This is a genomic window from Metabacillus herbersteinensis (assembly GCF_042433335.1).
Classification (GTDB): Bacteria; Bacillota; Bacilli; order Bacillales; family Bacillaceae; genus Metabacillus; species Metabacillus herbersteinensis.
The window spans coordinates 17,382-40,024 of record NZ_JBHLVO010000012.1; the positions used below are offsets into that span (position 1 = coordinate 17,382).

The 22,643-nt window shown below is 38.2% G+C and carries 16 protein-coding genes; all 16 read right to left on the reverse strand.

What is annotated here, in order from left to right:
* Positions 1-10: 10 nt before the first annotated feature.
* Positions 11-1,696, reverse strand: coding sequence for a biotin-independent malonate decarboxylase subunit beta (locus ACFFIX_RS14695; RefSeq protein WP_378935224.1), 1,686 nt, complete (start codon positions 1,694-1,696; stop codon positions 11-13).
* Positions 1,689-1,985 (reverse strand): malonate decarboxylase subunit delta, encoded by a 297-nt coding sequence (locus tag ACFFIX_RS14700; RefSeq protein WP_378935226.1) that lies wholly within the window; start codon positions 1,983-1,985, stop codon positions 1,689-1,691. The genes ACFFIX_RS14695 and ACFFIX_RS14700 overlap by 8 nt, the downstream gene beginning before the upstream one ends.
* Positions 1,986-2,000: 15 nt before the next feature.
* Complete coding sequence (locus tag ACFFIX_RS14705) at positions 2,001-2,858, reverse strand: triphosphoribosyl-dephospho-CoA synthase (protein ID WP_378935228.1); 858 nt, start codon at positions 2,856-2,858, stop codon at positions 2,001-2,003.
* A gap of 14 nt (positions 2,859-2,872) precedes the next feature.
* Complete coding sequence (gene mdcA, locus ACFFIX_RS14710) at positions 2,873-4,534, reverse strand: malonate decarboxylase subunit alpha (RefSeq protein ID WP_378935231.1); 1,662 nt, start codon at positions 4,532-4,534, stop codon at positions 2,873-2,875.
* A gap of 14 nt (positions 4,535-4,548) precedes the next feature.
* Positions 4,549-5,481 (reverse strand): malonate decarboxylase subunit epsilon, encoded by a 933-nt coding sequence (locus tag ACFFIX_RS14715; protein WP_378935233.1) that lies wholly within the window; start codon positions 5,479-5,481, stop codon positions 4,549-4,551.
* 27 nt (positions 5,482-5,508) lie between these two features.
* A complete protein-coding gene (locus ACFFIX_RS14720; protein ID WP_378935235.1) occupies positions 5,509-6,156 on the reverse strand; it encodes a GntR family transcriptional regulator in 648 nt (215 codons plus the stop codon).
* A gap of 533 nt (positions 6,157-6,689) precedes the next feature.
* The gene (locus tag ACFFIX_RS14725; protein WP_378935237.1) at positions 6,690-7,592 is read right to left on the reverse strand and encodes an ROK family protein; all 903 of its coding nucleotides are present in this window, start codon (positions 7,590-7,592) and stop codon (positions 6,690-6,692) included.
* 17 nt (positions 7,593-7,609) lie between these two features.
* Complete coding sequence (gmuD, locus tag ACFFIX_RS14730; RefSeq protein WP_378935239.1) at positions 7,610-9,007, reverse strand: 6-phospho-beta-glucosidase GmuD; 1,398 nt, start codon at positions 9,005-9,007, stop codon at positions 7,610-7,612.
* Between the two features lie 76 nt (positions 9,008-9,083).
* Positions 9,084-10,535, reverse strand: coding sequence for an ABC transporter substrate-binding protein (locus ACFFIX_RS14735; RefSeq protein WP_378935241.1), 1,452 nt, complete (start codon positions 10,533-10,535; stop codon positions 9,084-9,086).
* 41 nt (positions 10,536-10,576) lie between these two features.
* Positions 10,577-11,431: a carbohydrate ABC transporter permease gene (locus tag ACFFIX_RS14740; protein WP_378935405.1), complete on the reverse strand. Its 855-nt coding sequence runs from the start codon at positions 11,429-11,431 to the stop codon at positions 10,577-10,579.
* A gap of 186 nt (positions 11,432-11,617) precedes the next feature.
* A complete protein-coding gene (locus ACFFIX_RS14745) occupies positions 11,618-12,499 on the reverse strand; it encodes an ABC transporter permease (RefSeq protein WP_378935407.1) in 882 nt (293 codons plus the stop codon).
* Between the two features lie 171 nt (positions 12,500-12,670).
* A complete protein-coding gene (locus ACFFIX_RS14750; RefSeq protein ID WP_378935243.1) occupies positions 12,671-14,179 on the reverse strand; it encodes a response regulator in 1,509 nt (502 codons plus the stop codon).
* A complete protein-coding gene (locus ACFFIX_RS14755; protein WP_378935245.1) occupies positions 14,172-15,968 on the reverse strand; it encodes a sensor histidine kinase in 1,797 nt (598 codons plus the stop codon). Before ACFFIX_RS14755 ends, ACFFIX_RS14750 begins: the two co-directional genes overlap by 8 nt.
* A gap of 83 nt (positions 15,969-16,051) precedes the next feature.
* On the reverse strand, positions 16,052-19,192 hold the full coding sequence (locus tag ACFFIX_RS14760) for an alpha-mannosidase (protein ID WP_378935247.1): 3,141 nt from the start codon (positions 19,190-19,192) through the stop codon (positions 16,052-16,054).
* A gap of 19 nt (positions 19,193-19,211) precedes the next feature.
* Positions 19,212-19,856: a YesL family protein gene (locus ACFFIX_RS14765; RefSeq protein ID WP_378935249.1), complete on the reverse strand. Its 645-nt coding sequence runs from the start codon at positions 19,854-19,856 to the stop codon at positions 19,212-19,214.
* Between the two features lie 68 nt (positions 19,857-19,924).
* Positions 19,925-22,582 (reverse strand): endo-beta-N-acetylglucosaminidase, encoded by a 2,658-nt coding sequence (locus tag ACFFIX_RS14770; RefSeq protein WP_378935251.1) that lies wholly within the window; start codon positions 22,580-22,582, stop codon positions 19,925-19,927.
* Positions 22,583-22,643 lie beyond the last annotated feature (61 nt).

A 22,643-nucleotide genomic window follows, 5' to 3' on the forward strand; every position in this document is an offset into this window, starting at 1 on the left:
TCATGCGGGTTTAGTTCCATTGCTCATTCAACTTTTCTCTCACCAAAATTGATGCTGCCCTGCCAGACAAAGCAAAAGATGACGTTAAACGTACGCTTAAATCCATTGAACGTACCATGTATATATCTTCAATGGCACGTTCTATCTCTTTATAAATGATGTCACGGTCTTTTTTCTTAGGTGTGTCCGCTTCTACTCCATCCACTAACGAGAACAGAGCACCTAGCTGATCGAATGACTCAATATCATAAGCCATTGCCGGTACTTTTTTGGTTGCGGCTTCCAAGTCTTCAAGACTTCTCTGTGTAATTCGAGCCGCCGATTGCTTCGACATAACGTGTACATTCACGCCAGCATCGCGCAGTGCAATCAGTCGATTCGCTTGCAACCCATGTGACAAAAAAGCGCCGGAAATTGCGTTTCCTGGAATGAATGAAATCACTGGATGGCCAATTAATCTTGCGGAAGCATAAGCATCAACCGCTGCTGCACAAGCCTGATGAATGCCAAGCAGTTCTTCATGATAGCCATACGCCTGACTCGGAACATCGACGATTGCCACAATCGCACGCTTTTCACTATTTTTATCCTCTTTGATTGCTTCTCGAACATGGTTTGCGATTGACCATCCTTCCTGTAGACCGACTTCTCCTTTTCTCGCACGAGGAAAACGATTTTGAGCGTCAGGAACGACAGCAATAAACCGAACTTTCTTCTTCCCGATCACGGCGTCAGCGACTCGAACAGACGGTACATCCCCTATTTCCAGAGCGTCTCCACGCAGTAAATCAAACCATGTTTTCCCCCGCCCCGTGGCTTTATCTCCTTCTAAAAAAGGCGGATTTGATTGAACCAATTCTTTTTCAGACCGACTCCAAAGCAACTTCGCTTCATCAGGCGACAACCGCTTCTTTGTATTGACCAAATTCAAAAATGCTATGTACCGTCTTACCTTCTCTGTTCTAGGGACAAGAATAGTATCGTCCTCTATAATGGATGAAACCACTTCTTTAATAGCTTCGGTTTCATCTTCAATTAATACATCTGCAAAGCCTGAAGCTGTCCGCTGTTCCCCGCCAATCGTTCCCCAGATAAGCGGCCTGTCTTTCGAATCAAATTCACGAATACCCGCTTCCTGCTCTATTACTTCAGGTCCATTTAATCCAAGACGCCCTTCTCGTGTCATAATGATTGCACTGCAAAGACCTGCTGTAATGGACATCCCACCGAATGCACCAATTTTCCCAGGAATCACGGCGATAACGGGAACGTAACGGCGAAGCGCCACAATTGCTGCACCGATTTCAGCGATAGAAAGTAAACCATAATTTGCTTCTTGCAGTCTCACGCCCCCTGTATCAAATACCAACACAGGAATCGTTTTTATACCAGCCTCACAATCTTTTAGCGCCATTTCCAGTACTCCAGCAATTTTCGCACCGGACACTTCACCAATCCCGCCACCCTGGAAGTTTCCTTCAATTGAAATTACAACTGCTGGCTGTTCGTTTATTGTTCCTTTTGCGATAATAACTCCATCATCACTTTGTGGCACGATTCCCTGTGGCTCCAGATGAGGCGACTCTAGATCATCCCACGGGCCAAGCAATTCATTATATGTACCATCATCCAATATCCCATGAGCCCGCTCGCGTCCGCTACATTCTACAAAACTAGTTTTTAATGATCTACTCATTACTGCTCACCTCCAGTGCCTGCTCAAGACGGAATTTTACTACACCCGGTGTTGCGCCGAAGTCATTAATTTTCACTTTCGCTGCAACATCATGTTGTGCGAAAAAACGTTGAATAACGGATTCCCACGTATTTTTAAATCCAGTGATTCCTGTTCGAATCGTTACTTCCGTTTGAGAATCACCAGATGGTTCCATCATAATTTCAAGATCACCCGATCCGACGACCCCTACATGTGCAAATCGATTAATTTTTTTCGTTGCAGGAAACGTATATGTGATTCTTTCCAAATGAAGCACCCCCGTTTATTTTGAATATACATATTCTTCCTGTACTTCATCTACTGATTTATTTGCTTGAATTTTATCTAAAAACAGTGTAGCGGCCAGCAGATCAGCACTACCACCTGGAGAAATATTTCGTCTTATAAACTCCTCATCAAGTGTTTCCAGCCAGTTAAAATTGCCATTTGTTAAAAAACTAGCTGCCTCCCTTTTGGCAAAAGACAGAGCTTCAGGACCGCCCCGGTGTAAAATGCACGTATCATCTAGATGAGCGATTAGTGATAGAAGCGCATTTAACCTTGCTTTTTCTTCTATCAAACCGTTCTCTCTTGACCGATTTAACATAGGGCGCGAAAATTGTATAATATGCGGAAATCCTTGCTGTGCTTCTCCTCTCGCTCCTACTACACCGTATGTTGCAGTCACATTACGACCATTTGTACTAGTACTCGGACAATACCTGTCAGGAAAACGCGCTATTTCACCGGCTAATGTCACGATTTGTTCTATGGTACATCTGCCTTTTTCAATCGAGGCAGCTGAGACGAGCAGGCCAATCGCCCAAATAGCTCCTTTATGTGTATTCACACCGCAAGTTACTTCAAACATTCTTTTTTCGCCATTCCGGCCAATCGCGGCAATTTCTTCTCTTAAAGATTGTGAAGGAGTACGTCCGTAGCTGATAAATGCTATTTGCTCAAACGTATCAGCGAGCGATTCCGCTGATGTTCTCATCAATTGAATCGTTAAATCTCGGTGTGCACCGGTATTTACTCTGTCAACAAGACCTGGTTTTGGTGTAAGTTCCACTTCTTCTATCAATGAACGAACGGCTACTTTAGCGACTCTGAGACTGAAAGATTGCTTTTCGTTTTTCATTTCATTCCCCCTGTTTACCAGCTCCTGAATTTCGCCGGCGGTTCGTATAAACCATCAGACCATTCGACAATCTCCTCTACATTTTTTGCAGCAAGCAGTGACCGCTTTGCATCTGTTCTGCGAATCTGTAAATCTTCAGGAAATGCAATCAATCCTTCACGCCGTAATTCACCTGTTTTTTTCGAATCATGGCTCAATCCGATTGGTGTAACACCAGCTACCGCTGCTATGGCCTCTCTCCGTTTTTCCATGCTATCCGCTTTGTACAAATACGCAATTCCTTCTTCTGTGACAACATGTGTGACGTCATCTCCGTAAATCATGACCGGCGCTGTGGCTAGTCCAGAATCTTTTTTTACGTCAATCGCATCAAGGGACTCAACAAAAACAGGCTTATTTCCTGATTGAAATGTCTCTACCACTTGCACGACAAGTTTTTTTCCACGAGCTAACGGATCTTCTGACGTCATCATGTTTAACCAGGCCGGTGTTGAATGACGGCGTCCACCGGGATTATGCCCCATATTTGGTGCCCCACCATAGCCAGTCAGTCTACCACGTGTTACGGTAGAGGAATTTCCTTCTTGATCTATTTGTAAAGTTGAACCGATAAATAAATCAACCGCATATTGTCCAGCCATTTGGGAAAGAGTCCGGTTCGAGCGCAAACTGCCATCACGGCCAGTGAAAAATACATCGCGTCTGGCCGCTACATATTTTTCCATGCCTACTTCCCCTCCGAAACAATGAACACTTTCAACCCAGCCGCTCTCAATCGCCGGAATAAGCGTCGGATGTGGATTCAACGCCCAGTGTCTGCAAATTTTCCCTTTTAAACCGAGCGACTGTGCGTATGTAGGTAGCAGTAATTCAATTGCGGTCGTGTTGTACCCGATACCATGATTCAACGACTGTACTTCGTGCTTCTCATAAATACCACGAATGACCATCATCGCCTGCAAAATTTGAATTTCGGTAATGTGACGAGGATCACGTGTAAATAATGGTTCAAGCTCATAGGGTTTATCAGCAACAACAATATAGTCGATCCACGATCCAGGAATATCGACACGCGGGAGCTCATCCGTTAATTCATTGACCTGCACGATGACAATGCCATCGCGAAATGCTGCAGCTTCAACAAGTGTCGGTGTTTCTTCCGTGTTCGGTCCTGTATATAAATTTCCGTGTCGATCCGCTTTATCTGCAGCCACCAATGCGACAGACGGAATCAAATCAATGAAAAGGCGCCCATACAATTCAATGTAAGTATGAATTTCACCCATCGTCAATTGCTTATCTTCAAGCATTTGCGCCATCCGGAGACTTTGCGGACCTGCATAAGCAAAATCAATTTTCTTCGCAATGGCCCTCTCGAATAGATCAAGATGTTCTGGTCTTGAAATACTTGAAATAATCATGTGCAAATTAAATAACTTTTTGGGATTCGTCTGAGCAAGTGCTTCTGATAGAAACGAAGCTTGCTTTTGATTGTTTCCCTCAAGAACAACACGATCCCCCGGTCTAATTAGCTTTTCCAATGCGTCTACAATGTGGTTGGTTGGGATCACCATCCCGTCGACAAAACCTTTGACACTTTCCATTCGCTTCTTTTTCGCATCAAGTCGTGTGGTCCATGACCGTTTTTGATTTACTTCCTGTTTCGTCGCACCCATAACTAATACCCCTTTCATCCTTTCAATCGTTCGCGCTTTACTAAAAACTGACAATCCTCGAACCCATTCTCTGCTACAGATAACACTCTAGCATCTGTAAATTCCTTAGCCGCTAATCGTGACAAGACTGTTCCCGGAAGCATTTCGATAAACAGTCTCGCTCCTTTTTCATACAAAACCGTGGAAGCATCATGCCATTGAACAGCAGAAGAAACACTTTCAGCGAGATCCAGTCGAATGTCGACCGGATCAGAAAAAAGACGTGCCTTTCGATTCCCAGCGTATGGAATAACAGGCAGGTGAAATCTAATATCATGAAGCTCTTCAGTGAGAGCATCTGAAACAGATGCCAGAAGCGGGCAATGTGATGGTGTACTAACATTTAACATTGAGGCACAACGGGCACCATTTTCACGTGCATCATCTAGCACTTTTTGTATCCCAGGCAATGCACCCGAGATCGTTACTTGATCCAGTGCATTTTGATTCGCTACAAACACCGGATAATTTTTATCGAAGTGATAAGCAACAAGTGACTTCAGTTTATTAATTTCCATCCCAAGTACAACTCCCATGCCGTATCCTTCTGGGAATGCTCGTTCCATTAACTCGCCACGTATCTTGACTATTTTCACCGCGTCTTTAAATTCAATGACTCCAGCTGCAACCGCTGCGCCAAACGCACCGATGGAATGACCTGCGACAAAATCGGGTTTAACTCCTTCTGCTTCAAATGCCTTAAAAGTAGCTACCCCTGCAATCAATAAAGAAAGCTGCACCGCTTTTGTTGAAGCAAGTGCCTCCTTCGAATGAAGATTGAATACGCTCTCATTCAATGATTCTGTTGCTGTCTCCATCACACTTTCCACTGCAGCACATTCCGGCAAATCATTAAGAAGTCCTGGCTTTTGGGAACCCTGCCCCGGAAACAAAAAGGCAAGCTTCACGATATTCACCTCCTTAGATTTGATCAACTATGAATCAAGCGTTTTTTGAATGCTGGAGATCACATCTTCATTGTGTTTTGATAAAACTGCTGACAATTCTATCATGTTTTGTTCCTCCAACAATTTTATGATGATATCATGTTCTACAATGGACTTTTCGATATTTCCTTCTTTTGCAAAAGAAACGCTTTGAATTCTTAACAAAGGCCAGCCTAGTCGCGAGTACATATTTTTAATCGTTTCACTTTTGCTCATCGTAATAAGGCACATATGAAAAGAGTGATTCAATTGAGTATAGGAATAGACATCCTGGGCCTTTTTCATTTGTTCAAGAAGTTGATTCATCTCTTTTAACAAACCTTGATCTGTCCCGTGATTCTTAATTCGATCCATCCCCATATTTTCAAGCTTATTCCGAATTTCAAGTAGATCGTATATTTCATTTTCGGTATATTTTTTTACAACCGCTCCCTTTCGCGGAATTCTTTCGACCAGTCCATCAATCGCAAGTAGATATATTGCTTCACGAACTGGGGCCCTGCTCGTGCCGTATTCTTCCGCATAGATATGTTCCACTATTTTTTCACCTGGCTTCAATTCACCAGTAATAATTTGTTCTGTGATATGTTCTGCGATTGAATTGGATAATGCGTTATTCATGAAGTTCGATTTCATGGTGCAGCCCCTCCTTAAAATTAAAAAATAGTCGACTGTCGATTTTATTATACAAATAAATTAATCCCTATTCAATATTTTTAGAAAATTAAAAATAATGTTCGCTTTTTTTATTTGATACCTTTAAGATAAATTCTAGAATACAGTCGACTGTTGATTTTTTCTATTTTTGTAAGCGTCTCGCCTGGCTCATATTTGTGTTAATCGGAGGGTGACGATTTATGCTAGTTAGTTAGGTAGTGGGCGTTTTTTCGAACAGTGTGTGTGAGAAGACTCCGCTCCCTGATAGCATAATAGGTAAATTATTTCATTGACTAGGATCTGTTTATTGAATACAAAATGCCCCGAGTACATCAAGATCATTGTGCCTCCTGGGAAAAAGAGCCTCAGAGACTCATTTGAATATTTCCAGTACCTTTGTTTCGACAAGTGGGAACTTGTCGAACTCGACGCACAAAAACATAGCCAACTATTCTCTGTAGCTGGCTACGTCATAATCTAAAGATGTGAAGCTATCAGCTCTACTTCTCCCTTCACTTCACATTGCTTTTGCTTACACTATGAAAGTGATAAAGCGCCCCTATTTGGCCTGCTAGATTTCTAAATTTACATACATCTATCTCAGTAATATTGAGGATTTCAGGACGTATTCTGTCTAGTCGACCGATAATATTTTTTGCAAATCCTGTTTGTTCACTTATTCCACCCCCAAATAAAACCTTTTCGGGTGCTAGTGTATGTATAAGATTGGCAGTACCTATTGCAAGTGAATCGAAAAATGTTTCAATTTCCACTGCGATTGTCTTATCTTTTCGATTATAGCGTGCAAATAACTCTTCTCCTGTTAGTTTTTCACCAGTATTAAGATATATTCGATTTAGTAGATTCCAAGTGGATCCTAATCTACTAAACGTACTGGTTTCATTAAGAGTTTCGAGAGATTGAGTTGAATCCAAAATCATGAGACCAACTTCACCAGCCATTCCCTTTTTTCCACGCCTCAATTTCCCGTCAAGGAATATCCCTCCCCCTATACCAGTTCCTATGGTTATACAAATAAAACTATTACATTCTTGCCCATTGCCTTTCCATTTTTCAGCTAAAGTAGCACAATTCGCATCATTTTCTACTTCGATTGGTAAATTAATGGCAGCAAGTTCTTCCTTTATACTTTTACCTATAAAGTCAGTTACTTGGCCTGCATAATGTACATAACCGCTCTCAACTTCAACTGCACCTGGTACGCTTAATGCTACTCCACTAAGGTTCCATTTGCTTTTATACTTTTCAGTTGTATCAATGATCAGCTTAAAAATATCTCCTTTGCATTGATTGGGTGTTGGGCATGAAGAGCTCTCTAATATATTTGCATGTTCATCCATCACTGAATATTTTACTGACATCCCACCAATATCATAGACAAGATACACTTCCATAACACACTCCTAATCAACTAAAAACCATTATTTTCTGTTAATTTTTTGAACCAATAACCACTTTTCTTAATTGTTCGCTTATAGTCATCCTGTAAGTCAACTGAAACCAAACCATATCGATTTTTATAACTATTCAGCCACGACCAATTGTCTATAAATGTCCATACATGATACCCTTTCACATTGACACCTTCATGCAATGCTTTATGTATCCACTTTAAATGGTCTTCGTAAAAGGAAATTCGATAATCATCCTGAATCACCCCATCTTCGTTATTGAAGCGATCTTCTTGCTCAACCCCCATACCATTTTCTGAGATAAAGCATTCAATATTCCCATAGTTTACTTGGATGTTTTTTAGAATATCGTATACCCCTTTTTCATAAATCTCCCACCCTCTATACGGGTTCACTTTCTTCCCTGGCATGTCATAATAATCAAAGTACCGTTCAGGCATGAATGGAGCATCTGGGTTCGACATGCTTTCCTTCGCTTTAACTCTTCGCGGCTGATAATAATTAATTCCCAAAAAGTCAACCGTATTTTCATCGATGATTTTCAAATCTTCAGCTTCATATTTCGGTAAAAAGTTTTCTTTCTGTAACATGTCAACGAGCTTCGCTGGAAACCTTCCTTTGACGGATGGATCTAAAAAGGAACGGTTAAATAGTAAATCTGCCTTTTCAGCTGCATCTACATCAGCAGGTTGATTACTGCGAGGATAGGAAGGCGTAACATTTAAAATAATTCCAATTTTGCCTCCAAGTGATTGTTCATGGTACACCTTAATTACTTTTGCAGAAGCTAAGATAGAATGGAACCCAACTTGAACAGCCTTTCTGAAATCACAAAGTGCTGGATAATGATGTCCATATAGATAACCGCATTCAACAGGAACAATCGGCTCGTTATGTGTGAACCATTTCATAACACGATCGCCAAATTCAGAAAAACAAGTGGTAGCAAATTGTACATACGCATCAACTACAGAGCGGCTTTCCCAACCACCCTCTTCTTGCATTGCCATTGGCATATCAAAATGGTACAGATTTACAAAAGGTTCAATTTTGTATTCTAGTAAAGTGTTAATGACATGATTATAAAAAACGATCGCCTTCTCATTTACATCCCCACGACCATTTGGAAACATGCGGGACCATGAAATCGAAAAACGAAAACTGTTATGCCCCGTTTCTTTCATGAGCTGAATATCTTCTATAAATTTCGTATAAAACTGGGAAGTAATATCCGGTCCAATCCCCTGATAAAAACGGTTCGGCTCGGTTTCATACCAGTAGTCCCATATGTTTTTCCCTTTGCCATCTACCTCGGAAAACCCTTCCATTTGCGTTGCAGAAGATGCAGAACCCCACCAAAAGTCTTTAGGAAACACAAATTCCATGTTTGCACTCATATTAAATACCGCCTTTCTATGTAAAAAAGCAAGCCGGAAATATCATTTCCGACCTTGCTCTCGTTTCTATTTGAACCTATTGGTTATCTTTCTTCCACTCATCATATTGTTTTTGCATTTCTTCTAATACCTTATCTAAACCAGCTTCTTTAAACTTCTGATTTGCCTTTGGTAAAAATTCTTCAGGGTCGACACTACCAGTTAGTAAAGCTGGCGCAAATTCGTTTGAAACATTTGAAATTGCTGCGATCTCAGTTCGAACAGGATTGGTATCAAAATAGAAACCTAAACTTGGTGCTGCTATTGAAGCATCATTGAATTGCTTAAAAGAATCCCATTTATCTTCTGGATCATTTTCGTATAATTTAAGAATGAAATGGTTTCCTAAAGAATAACTAGGCATATTGTAGCCATCAACCCGAGCTGGAAGGTCTTCGATTTTACCATTTTCAAGCTCTTCATAATGAACACCTTCAATTCCTTTATCAACTAAGTTACGAAGATATGGATCTGTATTTAACAGATTTAAGAACATCATCGCGCGCTCTGGATTTTTCGATGTTGCTGAAATAGATTGGATAGCCCCTGTTACTGAGTTATTAAATGTAATAGGCTCATGCATTGGCTGAACAGCTATATCATATCCCGCTGAACGAGACCATAGTAATTCTGCAGTTGGTTGATACATTTCTTTACGAACGAACCAGTTTTCTACTTCTAACGGCCACGGATCAGTACTAGTAGCTGCATCCGCTTTTATATAGCCAGATTTATAGTATTCATGCATTGTTTTTAACGTCTCCATCATAACATCAGATTCAAAGATATTAACAACTTTATCTGTATCTCCATCCAATGAAAACGCAAAAGGCATTTGATCCTCTAACACATAATCAAATGGTAAATATGGCTTAAACGTAGCGATTGGTGTAAAGCTTGATTCATTTTCCTTCACTGTTTGCAATAATGGTTCTAAGTCTTGTAAAGAATTAACACTTGAAATATCCATATCGTATTTATCAACTAAATTTTTATTGAATGCGTACACACTCTGCTGACCTACTTCTTTGTTAGAAGGAATACCATAAAGCTTTCCATCAATTTTAGCCCCCTCTAGAAAAGCTGGGTCAAGAGTCTTTTTTAATTCTTGTCCATGTGTATCAAGAAGAGCATTAAGATCTTTGAATGCTCCTTTTTGCGCATTTAATACATAGTTTCCACCTGCAGTATATGCAATATCAAAAGATTCACCTGAAGCAATCATAACCTGCATTTTTTGATCATAATCACCCCAGTCAATTTGTTTCAATTTAACTGTTGCGTTAATTTTCTCTTTCGTATATTTACTTACTTCTTCAAATACTTTATCAGTATCTTTTTGAGGTGTTCCGATCGTGTACCATGTAATTTCATAAGGTTCATCTTTTCCGTCGCTACTTGTTTTTTCAGAGCTGTCACCCTTACATGCAGCCAAGACTGTAGTTAAACTTAATAGTAGTACTAGTAAAAAAGCAAACTTCTTGTTCATCGTGTAAATCCTCCCTTTTTTTGTTTTACTGCCTAGCGTATTTATTCCTTGACACCACCAATTGTTAGTCCCCTAACAAAGTATTTTTGGAAAAATGGATAAGCAATCGCTATCGGCAATGTCGAAATAACAACCATCGCCATTTTTGATGCATCTTGAGGTATTTCACTTAATAATTCATTTTGTAAACCGCCTGCCAGCGTATTTTGTCTTAAGAATTCTATGTTGTTCTCTATCTTCATCAGTAACGATTGTAGTGGTACCAAATGCGGTTCATCGATGAACAACAAGGCATTAAACCAATCATTCCAGTATCCCAACGTACTAAAAAGAGCGATGGTTGCAAGCCCTGGTAATGAAAGCGGAATAACTATTTGGACAAAAATACGCAATTCACTTGCTCCATCAATTCTAGCTGATTCCAGGATTGATTCTGGAACAGACCTTTGAAAGAAGGTTCTCATAATTAAGATATAAAATGCGTTCATTGCAAGTGGTAAGATCAATGCCCAAATAGAGTTGCGTAAATCAAGAACCTGTGTTGCAACAATATAGAAAGGAACTAACCCCCCGCTAAAAAGCATTGTAAAGAAAGCCATAAAAGTAAAAAAACCACGATATTTAAATTGCTTTCTAGAAATGGCATAGGCATATAAAGAAATCATAAGTACACTGACAATTGTGCCTAGTATTGTTATGACAATCGTAATTGAATAAGATTGAAGCAATTGTTCCTTCATTTGCCATAAGTATTGATAAGCTTCAAGACTCCAAGTTTCAGGTATAATCTGATATCCATTTCTAGATAACGTTTCTTCATCAGTTAAAGAGATCATGATTACATATATAAATGGAAAGATACACATTAAGGAGAATAATCCTAGTACCATATTCATTAATACATTAGGAAATCCACTTAAACCATGTGGTGTGTAATTTTTTTTGCGCTTCCCTTTTTTGTTCGGTTGATTCATTTTGTTCAGCACATTTTCATTAGTTAATGGAGTAGGTTGAGGGCTAGATTGATTTATCGTCATTATGATGTGCCGCAGAACCGCGGCTCCCTTCTTTCTCTCTTAGTTTTAAAATAGTGCATATTCTTTATTAACCTTCCGGACAAGATAGTTGGTCAGCATAACTAAAGTAAAGCCTACAATTGATTGGTAAAGACCGGCGGCCGTACTCATACTAATATCTCCCATTGTAGTTAATCCCCTAAAAACATACGTATCTATTACGTTGGTTACTGAATATAGCGGACCAGAATCACGAGGAACCTGGTAAAACAAACCGAAATCTGCGCTGAAAATTTTACCTATATTTAAAATAGTCAGAATAATAATGAGCGGTGTGATCATTGGAATCGTAATATTACGAATTTGTTGCCATTTATTTGCACCATCTATCATAGCAGCTTCGTAATAGTTTCGATCAATCCCCACGATTGCTGCTAAATAAACGATACTCCCATAACCGACACCCTTCCACATACTTGTTAGCACGATAATAGAGGGCCAATACTTCGCTTCGTTATACCAGGAAATAGGGTCTCCGCCAAACCATACTATTATGTTATTTAGTAAACCTCTGTCCACACTTAGAAACGTGAATACAAAATAACTAACAACAACCCATGATAAAAAATGCGGGAACAACATCCCAGTTTGATAGATTTTCGACAACCTCTTATTTGCGAGTTCACTTAGAACAATTGCCACAAATACTGCCAATATAAGGCCGACGATAATAAAAACTAAATTATACAGTACCGTATTTCTTGTAATGATCCAGGCGTCATTGGTATTAAATAAAAACTTAAAGTTCTCCAGTCCCACCCACTCACTATTTAGTAAACTTGAAATAAATCCATTCGAGTCATAGCGAAAGTTTTTAAATGCAATGACAGTTCCAAACATCGGAAGATATGAGAATAGTAATAGCCAAATGGTTCCCGGTAAAACCATGAGGAGCCACACGCGATTTCTATAAACATCTCGGAAGAAATTCTTAATCCGATTCACAAAGTCCCTCCTCTCTTTTATTGAAAACCCTTACATACTTATATTAAGTAAAATTCTAATTTTTATATAGTTAACAAAATTAAGATTTACTGTACTTATTAAATATTCAATTTTTTAAGAGCTGATATTCATCATTCTCCAGGCAGAGGGAGTGATGCCAACTACCTTCTTAAACTGCTTATAAAAATAGGCAGAATCAGAGTAACCAACTTGTTTTCCAATAATACCTGCCTTTAAATGAGTTTCTCTCAATAGTTTTTTTGCTTTTTCAAGCCTCAAATGGTTCATATATTCAGAAAATACCAAACCAGTTTCCTTGTGAAAAAGCTGCCCTAAGTAGATTGAGTTTATATGAAATTTAAAGCTTAAGGTTTTCAGGGAAAGCTCTTCATCAAAATGCTCTTGAATATATTGCACAACACTTTGAATAATTGGACTTCGGTGCTCCGGTTTTTGATCTAATTTCCTAATTATATTACTTGCAAAGTCAGTAAGAATTTCGATTAGTCGGTTAATTGAATAGGCTTCTAGAATTTGTTTCACAATACCCACAGTTTGATTAATTGTATGGGATTCTACCTCTTTTTGCATAGTCGTAACGATCTCAATTGCGAAGCCTCTAATAACCGTTGGAGCAACCTTTTTTCCAGATGAATTGATTTCATCAAAGGCTCCCTTTATCCACAGAAATGCCTTTTCTTTTTCTGAAGCGACAATAAATCTTTTTAGATCATCCCATTTATACGAAGTTGAGAGATTTGTTTGTGTATATTTTGTTGTTAATTCCTCCGTTATAAACCCACTTTCTTTTAGTACTAATCGAAAGTTTGATAACTCCTTAGCATGCTGATAGCTTTTGCAAATTTCTTTTATTGAACAAACAAATGATCCAATACTAATATGGTATCTTCCACAATTATTTGAAGCTAGTAACAAATTCAAGTTCTCAAGCTTTTGCTTAATCTCATCTTCACTTGTAGATGGAACCAGAAGGATGAGTTCTCCGTCAGGATTAATAATACAAACAGACTCAATCAACTCCTCAATTCTATCTCTAATAAACGAAATATTTTGAGATCTGATCTTATCTGATAGTTGTATTAATACAACAGACAGATTTTGTCCACTAAAATCCATGTTATATAACTCTATTCTTTCACGCCATTCCTTCACATCAATGTCTTGAATTAAGCCTCTCCAAATTGTATTATCTCTTAAAATCGTATAAGCCTTTTCATTATTTGAAGACTTATCAAGCTTCTCTATGCTGTTCATCAACGTCGAAAGAAGCTCTTGCTCATTTACTGGCTTAAGTAGATAGTTTTCGATTCCAAGTATCATCCCTTTTTTCACATATTCAAATTCTTGGTATCCAGATAGGACAATATATTTTATGTCTGGATACCATTTTTTTGTTTTACTAATTAACTCCAATCCATCCATGATCGGCATCATAATATCAGTTAAAAGTATATCGACATGACAGTCCCCTAGCTTTTCAAGAGCCTCGCTTCCATTAGAAGCCTCACCAACCACCTTCAGTCCATAATCCTCCCATGGCAATAACGCTTTCATTCCTTCAATAATCAATGGTTCATCATCAACAATAAAGACGTTATACATGTGATATATCCCTCCTCGTAGCTGGAATTTTAACGACTACACAAGTTCCTTCCCCTTCAATACTATTAATCTGAATTCCGTAATCTAGTCCATATTTTAACTGTATCCTTTGATGAACATTACTTAATCCTATTGAACCTTCAGAGGTAGTTGACCCTTCTAGCAATTTAATTTTAATTGCCTTTAGATTATCCAGCGGAATCCCATTTCCATTATCTTCAACCTTTATTTCAATGTCATTTTGCTTTCTTTCTACGTTAATGATTAATTCATTATGATTTGTTACTTTTCTAAATCCATGAATCATGTAATTTTCAACAAGAGGCTGAAGGGTAAATTTAAGAATTTCTTCATCTAAATTTTCTTTGGGAATTTGGTAGGTTACGTTCAAGCGATTTGGAAATCGAACCTGAATCAAGCTGACATACTCCCTGACAAGTTCAATTTCATCTGAAATTTGAACGATTTCTTTGTTACTTAAAGAATAACGAAACAACTGTCCTAAGCTATAAATCATATTACTCGTTGTTTTTGAACCGTCTGCAATTGCCTTCATGCGAATCGCTTCTAGAGTGTTATATAAAAAATGAGGCTGTATTTGTGATTGAAGCGCTTTCATTTCAGCCTCTCTTTGTCGGATATTTAATACATAAACATCCTTAATATATCTGTTCAAATCATCTAACATGTCATTAAAGCTCTCAGATATTGTTGTTAATTCATCTTTTTCTTTACTATCTGGTATTCTGATTTGTAGGTTTCCTTCTCTGACCTCATGAATGGCTGCATCTATTTTATTAATTCTTCTAGAATAGGATCTCATGACAAAGTAGGTCACAGAAATCGCTATACAAGAGAGTAAAATGGTAAATAGTATCATATATCTATGAACAATCGTTAGATTCTTTATCTCTTTTTCAGGGATGACTCCCACGTATAAGTAACCCATTTGTTCATCAGCTAATGTATTAATATAATAATTATTTTCCTTTCCCTTCGCTTTTGTAAAGTTCGTTTCAAATGCTATATCCTTCAATGACTCAGGAAGCGAAGAGTTAACTGATGAGTATAGATATTCTCCGTCTCTTTGAAAAATATGGACTGAGCCTTTAAATTGAGACCTTCTAACATCAATTAAATCTTGAATTCCCTCTGGATCATAGTAAACCGTTATTTTCCCTATTTCATCAAGAGTAGCCGGGTCATTTATGGAGCGGGTTATTTGAAAGTTGTTAGATATATCTCTTTTTGAGTACCCAGGGTGTACTGCTAAACCCTCTTGATTTTCCAGTTGCATCTGATTTTGATTCACATATTGATTCCATCTAGTGTGATTCTTCACATATGTATACTCTGTACCTGAGTTAGTACTTTTTAGGCTCACGGCATTGATATCAGAGTCTTGCGTGAAATACGCTTGAAAGAATGTATCAAGGTTGTTAGGGACAAATGAAGAGCTTTCACTGTATTTATCCAATCGATATGATAAGTACGTACTATAATCATTTTGTAGTCCGAATGCAATATCATTATATATGAGATCCTGTTTTAAATATAATTCCTGCATAACTTCCTGCACGTACTCCCGTTTTTGATTGAGATTCGATTCAATACGTTCCAGAGTACGTGTACTTGCGTCCATTTCCTTCTGAATAATCACTTCTGTATAATAGTGCGATAATAAGACGAGTAAAAGAAACATTGTTAAAAGGGTCGTTGCGGAATAATAGATTAAAATTTTGTTAAATACTTTGTTCGTTAATCGCTTTTTCACTTTACGTGTGAACATTTCTTTTTCCCCCAATGCTCACTTACTCTAAATTCAATCTGCTCGGAAAAGTTAATAGTGACCTTTCCGACAGATTAAATTTATTATTGTATTAGTATTTTATCAGAAAAATAGACAACTATTGTTTTAATTTCGTATGGATTTATCTCCAATTCAATTTTTCCGGTTTGCTCCATACCTTCCGCTTGTTCCATTAAGTTTGATTCAGACCATCTTGAAACGTTTTTCGGGAAATCGATCAAGACATTTCCACGTCGTCCTTCATACTCATGAAGGCGAATAATAACCGCGGCATCCTCCTCTTTTTTCTTTATTGCATCGACCTGGACATGATCATTAGTAAGATTCATAAATGAACGTTCCATTGGTAGAAATTCTCCTCTAACAACTTTCATGGGATTATTTAAAAACCAGGCCTGCTTAACTGTCTCCCCCGCTCTCCAATCACCAAGATGTGGCAGCAACGAATACGTAAATGTATGCTCTCCCTGATCTGCTGTTGGATCAGGATAGATTGCTCCTTTTAGTAAAGATAGGCGTATGGTTTGATCTTTGATGTCATAACCATATTTGCAATCGTTTAATAAACTCACTCCGTAACCTGTTTCAGAAAGATCTGCCCACTGGTGGCCAACTGTTTCAAAGCGTGCCATATCCCAGCTTGTATTCCAATGTGTCGGTCTTTTTACATTTCCAAATTGAATATCATATGTTGCTTCTGTTGATCGAATATCAACTGGGAAAGCTACCTTCATTAACTTACGTTGTTCATGCCAATCCACTTTTGTTTTGAAATCAATTCGTCTGTTATGAGCATAGAAAATCATATCTTGTTCAATTAACGAGCTTTGATACTCCCATTTCGTCCGAATAACAGTACGAAGTGGTCCGTTTTCAACAACTTCACTTGATATAACATCACGAATTTCCTCCATTTTTTCTTGGTAATACATATCAATGTCCCAAGCATCATGTGCCAATGGTTTATCTTCAAATATTTGAAGGACATTCCCCTTGTTTTGTTCCGTTTGTACTTCACGCTTCGCATCCTTATCGAAAATCCGTGTCAATTGAAGAGAATCATTCCATTCAAGGATATAAAAAGGTGTTTCGACCATGTTCTTTTCAAAAAGGAATGGCGTTTCCTCATTAAACTTATGATCTTGCTCGAATTGTATTTCCACTGCACCAAAAACCGATGGCTTCTCTACCTCTACTAACCAACCATGCTCCGTTTGTTGGCTATTTAGAATATGACCTGAATCTGAGGTCCATTTCCCAGCTACATTATTTGTTTGATCATATTGAATGAATACGCTTTGTTGATCTTGCCACCCCGTCGCATTAAAAACTGTATAGGTTTGCTCTTTAGGATTGATTAAGTCGTTTAGGTTGCTTTTTTCAATTTGTTGTTGAATTTTCTCTGCTTGTTCGTATTCTTCTTTTGCATCTTCATAGACTTCCCGAATAGATGAACCAGGGATAATATCATGGAATTGATTTCGTAAAATAATTTTCCAACCTTCGTCAAGCTGATGTTTAGGATACTTTTCCCACGTAGATATTAAGGAATTCCACACAGACAACCATTCTGATTCTCGATAGCTTAACTCGAGTTTTCGATTCATTCGTTTAGTGTATGCTTGACTAGTATAGGTTCCCCTATGGTATTCAAGATACAATTCCCCGTCCCATGTATGAACATACTCATCTGTCTGCTCAATGTTTTCTTGTAATTTTTTAAAGTAATCTCCTGCTTTTGTTGTCTTTACTTTTGGCAGTCCTGGCATATTGTCAAACCTGCGACGAAGCTCAATCATCTCTCGGTTGACTCCTCCTCCTCCATCACCATAACCATAGGAAAGAAGTAAATCTTGGTTAATATCTTTATTACGGTATGAATTCCATGCACCGTTTACAGTTTTTGCAGTAATCAGCCCATTATATGTATAAAACCAGGAATCTGCTGAATTCCAAGGTTCAGGCGTAGTAACGAAATGGGTTAATATTTCCGTTCCATCAATCCCTCTCCACTTGAACGTATCATGAGGCATACGATTGTACTGATTCCAGCTTATTTTTGTAGTCATAAATGTATTGATTCCCGATTTTTTTAGAATTTGAGGTAGTGCCCAGCTATATCCAAATACATCTGGAAGCCATAGGTATTGACAATCTACGTCAAATTCCCGCTTAAAAAACTTTTTCCCGTACAAAATCTGTCTTACTAGCGATTCACCGGATGGAATATTACAATCTGCTTCTAGCCACATCGCACCCTCAGTTTCCCAACGTCCTTCTTTTACTCGTGTTTTTATATTTTCATAGATCTCCGGATAATCTTCTTTGATATACTCATACAACTGTGGCTGGGTTTGAAGAAATAAATATTCAGGATATTGTTCCATTAATCGCAATACAGTCGAAAAAGATCGAGCCGCCTTTTCACGTGTGTGTTTTAATTGCCATAGCCAGGCAACATCAATATGTGTATGACCCACACAATGAATCGTCACAGGATGATGCTTTTCTATTTCATTAAGACGTTCATTCAATTCCACTCTAGCACTCTCACAGCTTTTATAAAAAACTTCATCACCTGGTTTGCTCCAATTGATCTTCATAAAAGCTTGATTTAATGCTTTTATAATCGCATGTCTTTCTGGTCGTTCATCCCCCAGTTCTTTTATCGTTTGCCATGCTGCAAGGGAAGTATAATATAAATCATCGACTGCATCGTCTAACCAAGCCAATTTAGACATCTCAAGGGTATAGGTTTGTTCTCTTGGCTCACCTCCACCTTCAAGCCCAGACCAGAGTCTGAAATCTAATTTGAAAGTACTTCCGGTCTCATCTGATGGAAGAAATACTTCCTGATGGTTGGAATCCACACCTTGATATGGTTTTCCATTTAAAAATAATAATGATTCAAAACCTGAATTATTCCCTCCGCCTGTACGTCCAAAATCAAATAAACCAACAACTTTTTTACCCTTCCATGCGGACGGTAGTTTTACATCTGCATGAAGCCAAAGATACCGGTCACGACCTGTCCATTGATCCCCAATTTGTAGGGTGGATTCACCTTTTTCAATAGGTGGATATGTACCAATCAGTCCTTCATCTTCAATTGCATGATACTCACCAATCTCAATGCCATCGCGATAGCGATATTGTGCTAATTCTTGAATTCTTGCTTCTAGCTTTCTTTCTACTAAAAACATATATTCTCCCCATTCCTTATTAGTTTAGGATTTCTTCTATCTTCATTTGTTTGCCTATTTTTGTTTGCTGATTTTCTAGAGTATTAAATCTTTTTAAGCATACATTCATAATCCAATACGCAGGAAATACAGCCGAAATAAATGGGATTAGCCCCGGCATATTCTTAAGTAAGTAACCAATAAATAACAAGCCCATACCAATTAGTATTGTGGAAGAGGGACTGATGAGAGAAATGATAAATGACTGTTTTATATACTCTTTTAGCGAGTACTGATAATGAACATACAGAGGGAAAAAATGAATGATCGCATTCATATATAAAAGAGTGATAAAGCTAATAAACACGTAAAGAATAACTGAAAATATTCCTACCATGCTTTCAGCAATTTTTAAATCGATATATAACATAAGCCCAATAACGCCAAAGAACAGTCCAATCGTATTTGAACGGACAAATTCTTTCCTAAAGGTTTCTTTGAATGTCTTCAAAATGGAAACATCTAGATCTTTCATCTTCCACTTCCGAGTAACAGTAAACAAAGCAACAGTCGCTGGCATAATGCCAAAAATCCCTAATCCAGCCACAGTAAATACAAACCATAGAATATTCGTCCATATCAATCTAACAATCCATTCACTCGTTTCAACAAGCATTCTCTCCATCTTTTTCATCCCCTTCTACTTATGGTAAAAGGAAAGGAGAAAAATCCCCCTTTCCAATTATGGTTTACTTAATATCCGTAAGCTTCTAATTCAAATATTCTCGTTGCTTGATCTCCACCTTGTGTTGGTTGTTTGATAGATAGTCGTACATATCTAGCCTCTGTAGCTGGAATAGAATGTTCCGATATAGCGGCTGTATTATTCGTGACAGACACTACTTCCGACCAATTTTCACCATCAAGGCTACTCTCAATTGTAAATGCTTCTGTGTTAAATGCTGCTGGCTCCCCGCCTGCTTCTGCATGTTTGACAACAAACTTTGATAGAGTATACGTTTTGCTTAAATCAACCTTCATCCAATGGTTTGCTCCAATCGCACACCATTTGCTATTATTCGTTACGATCCCATCAACCGCATACATTGGCCCTTCACTTGTTGCACACGCCCCGCTAGCAGTTGCTGTTTTGTTTAAAGCTACATTTGTAATGTCTTTTGCGTCTTTAGAAACTGTTATATATTCATCTTTTGTAAGGAGGTTCTCTCCCTCGCTGTTTTTCGCAACAAGGGTGACTGAATACAGACCTTCTTCTTCAAATGTAACAACTGGATCGTTCTCCTTACTTACTGATGGTGTGGCTCCTTCAAATTGCCATTCAACTTCTTCTGTTACCTCAGAAGAATTGTTGAAAAACTGGACTTCCTCACCTGGTGCAGCAACTGTTTTGCTTACACTAAAATCTGCCTTAGGCAGTGGATAAGGAGGCCATTCAAATGTTATGTTAGCTGATTTACCACGTTTATATTCTGTATTGACAGCAACAACTTCTAAGGTCGTTTTAGTTTCCTTTCCACTTCTTCGTAAACCTGAAATGTAGTAAGCATGATTCGGCACTGCTCCAATAAATTCTTTATTTCCATTTGGAAGCTTTCGATAAATTTCATAATGCTGAATATCGGCTTTAACTGACTCCCAATAAACTTCCAGATCAGCATATATACCATCTGAGAATGTTTGATTTTTCAACTTTACTTCCTTTGATGCACTAGGAACCTTATTGTCGTTGTGTTTATTCGTAACCTTGATTTCCCCTATATTGATTTGATAATCGTCAATCGTTTCTTTCCCATCAAAGAATAAAGAGATTGTTGCAATTTCTTTTCCTTTGTATTTTTTTAATTTAATCGTTTCCTCCATCCACTGATTTCGACTTTTCTTCTTCACATCAAAAAATACAAAATCGTCAGGTTGATCCACAAAACTTACGCCAAGCTTCATGTTAGGATTTTTCAACTTTGTTTTGTATGTTACAGAGATTTCTGTATCCTTTTCAATGGGTGAATTCATCTTGTAAAGCTTCACATGTGTTGCATTTTCTTTTGAAAGGTTTCCAGTAACTTTCAGTGAGCTTCCACCATAAAACGCTGTATCCCAGTCGAAGTCGACATTTAGAGGCTTCCCTTCACTTTCTGTTAACCAGCGCCATGTTGGCAATATATCTTGTAAACTACGATTATTCCATTCATCTTTACTACGTATTGCACCATCTACTGCAAAGAATTTCCCGCTACCTGTATTAAAATGTGTGACAAACGGAAGATCTTGAATGACCGTTTTAGCTGTAAAGTAGTGAGCCATTCCCTTCCAGTCACCATTTTCACCTGTTTTGCGAGGATCTCCAGCTTCCCCTGTCCAGAATTCTTGTTCTTTCTGATAGAACTCTTCAATAGTTGTCGCTGTTTTGAATGCCCAGTCAGGTCGATAAATTCCTAATGAAGTTAATGGTTTTTGTCCTTCTGGAAAAATGCCATTCCAATCAATTTTTGTACTGGTACCATTTGCCTCTACATCAATTCCAGCGTATAAGTCAAATGGACTTCTACCAATTTCAAGTGCCTTGTCGTAAGAAGACTGTTGATTTTTCCACCAGAAATTCAAGAACATACTGTCTGAAATTCTGTCATTTCCTTCTTGTAAGAACATTTTATTTCGATCTGTTAAATGATTTTGCCATTTAATAGAACCATTATCTATCATGGAGTCATACCACATAATGTGCATATCTTCGGGCTTATTATCTTGAAGGTATTTTAGAAACTCTTTCGTTTTCTGAGCAGTTTCAGTAGTTCCACCTTCTGTCTCCTGGTTGATAAACCAGCCATCAAAGCCGTAATACTCAGCAACCTCTAGCAGTTTATCAGCTGCGGGAAATGATCCATCCTCACGCTGAGTGAGCATTTGATCTACCCATTCTTCTTGCCCCCCATACACCTTTGGAGGAAAGAAAACATTCCCTAAAATCGGAACCCCATTTTTATGAGAAGCATCAATTACATCAGCGCTTGGAGGAGTTATAATCCCTTCTCCAGCAGAACCCGCCCAGTACACCATTAAATCAACGTACTGCCAATAGCTAAATGTGTTAGCAAAAAACTCTTTTCCACCTTGAGAAGGAACACCACTCGTATTTGGATTTAGCGCTGATAATGCAACCAATTTCGATTCAGATTGTGAAGTTTCATTCACACTGAACAGTACTTCCCTATCAGTTAAAGGTATCGTACTTCTGTTATATACAGCATCAGGATCACTTTCCGGACTCCACTCTAATAATGCTTCAGGATACCAATAAGAGGATTCAGGTTGTTTTGCAAAACCCGTTAATGGTTGCACACAAACTAATAACAAACCAAAGAGCAATGTGGTAAGAACATATCTCGTTTTCAACAAAAATCCACTCCTGTTATTTAGATTGTTTTATTCATCCTGGTAATAACTTAAATTAGAT

What these genes read in the sequence shown, in the direction of transcription:
- ACFFIX_RS14760 (WP_378935247.1), bottom strand. Translation starts at nt 19,192, where the DNA reads ATGTTTTTAGTAGAAAGAAAGCTAGAAGCAAGAATTCAAGAATTAGCA.
- ACFFIX_RS14735 (WP_378935241.1), bottom strand. Translation starts at nt 10,535, where the DNA reads ATGAACAAGAAGTTTGCTTTTTTACTAGTACTACTATTAAGTTTAACT.
- ACFFIX_RS14725 (WP_378935237.1), bottom strand. Translation starts at nt 7,592, where the DNA reads ATGGAAGTGTATCTTGTCTATGATATTGGTGGGATGTCAGTAAAATAT.
- ACFFIX_RS14755 (WP_378935245.1), bottom strand. Translation starts at nt 15,968, where the DNA reads ATGTTCACACGTAAAGTGAAAAAGCGATTAACGAACAAAGTATTTAAC.
- ACFFIX_RS14705 (WP_378935228.1), bottom strand. Translation starts at nt 2,858, where the DNA reads ATGAAAAACGAAAAGCAATCTTTCAGTCTCAGAGTCGCTAAAGTAGCC.
- ACFFIX_RS14750 (WP_378935243.1), bottom strand. Translation starts at nt 14,179, where the DNA reads ATGTATAACGTCTTTATTGTTGATGATGAACCATTGATTATTGAAGGA.
- gmuD (WP_378935239.1), bottom strand. Translation starts at nt 9,007, where the DNA reads ATGAGTGCAAACATGGAATTTGTGTTTCCTAAAGACTTTTGGTGGGGT.
- ACFFIX_RS14695 (WP_378935224.1), bottom strand. Translation starts at nt 1,696, where the DNA reads ATGAGTAGATCATTAAAAACTAGTTTTGTAGAATGTAGCGGACGCGAG.
- ACFFIX_RS14745 (WP_378935407.1), bottom strand. Translation starts at nt 12,499, where the DNA reads ATGGTTTTACCGGGAACCATTTGGCTATTACTATTCTCATATCTTCCG.
- ACFFIX_RS14740 (WP_378935405.1), bottom strand. Translation starts at nt 11,431, where the DNA reads ATGAATATGGTACTAGGATTATTCTCCTTAATGTGTATCTTTCCATTT.
- ACFFIX_RS14720 (WP_378935235.1), bottom strand. Translation starts at nt 6,156, where the DNA reads ATGAAATCGAACTTCATGAATAACGCATTATCCAATTCAATCGCAGAA.
- mdcA (WP_378935231.1), bottom strand. Translation starts at nt 4,534, where the DNA reads ATGGGTGCGACGAAACAGGAAGTAAATCAAAAACGGTCATGGACCACA.
- ACFFIX_RS14765 (WP_378935249.1), bottom strand. Translation starts at nt 19,856, where the DNA reads ATGGAGAGAATGCTTGTTGAAACGAGTGAATGGATTGTTAGATTGATA.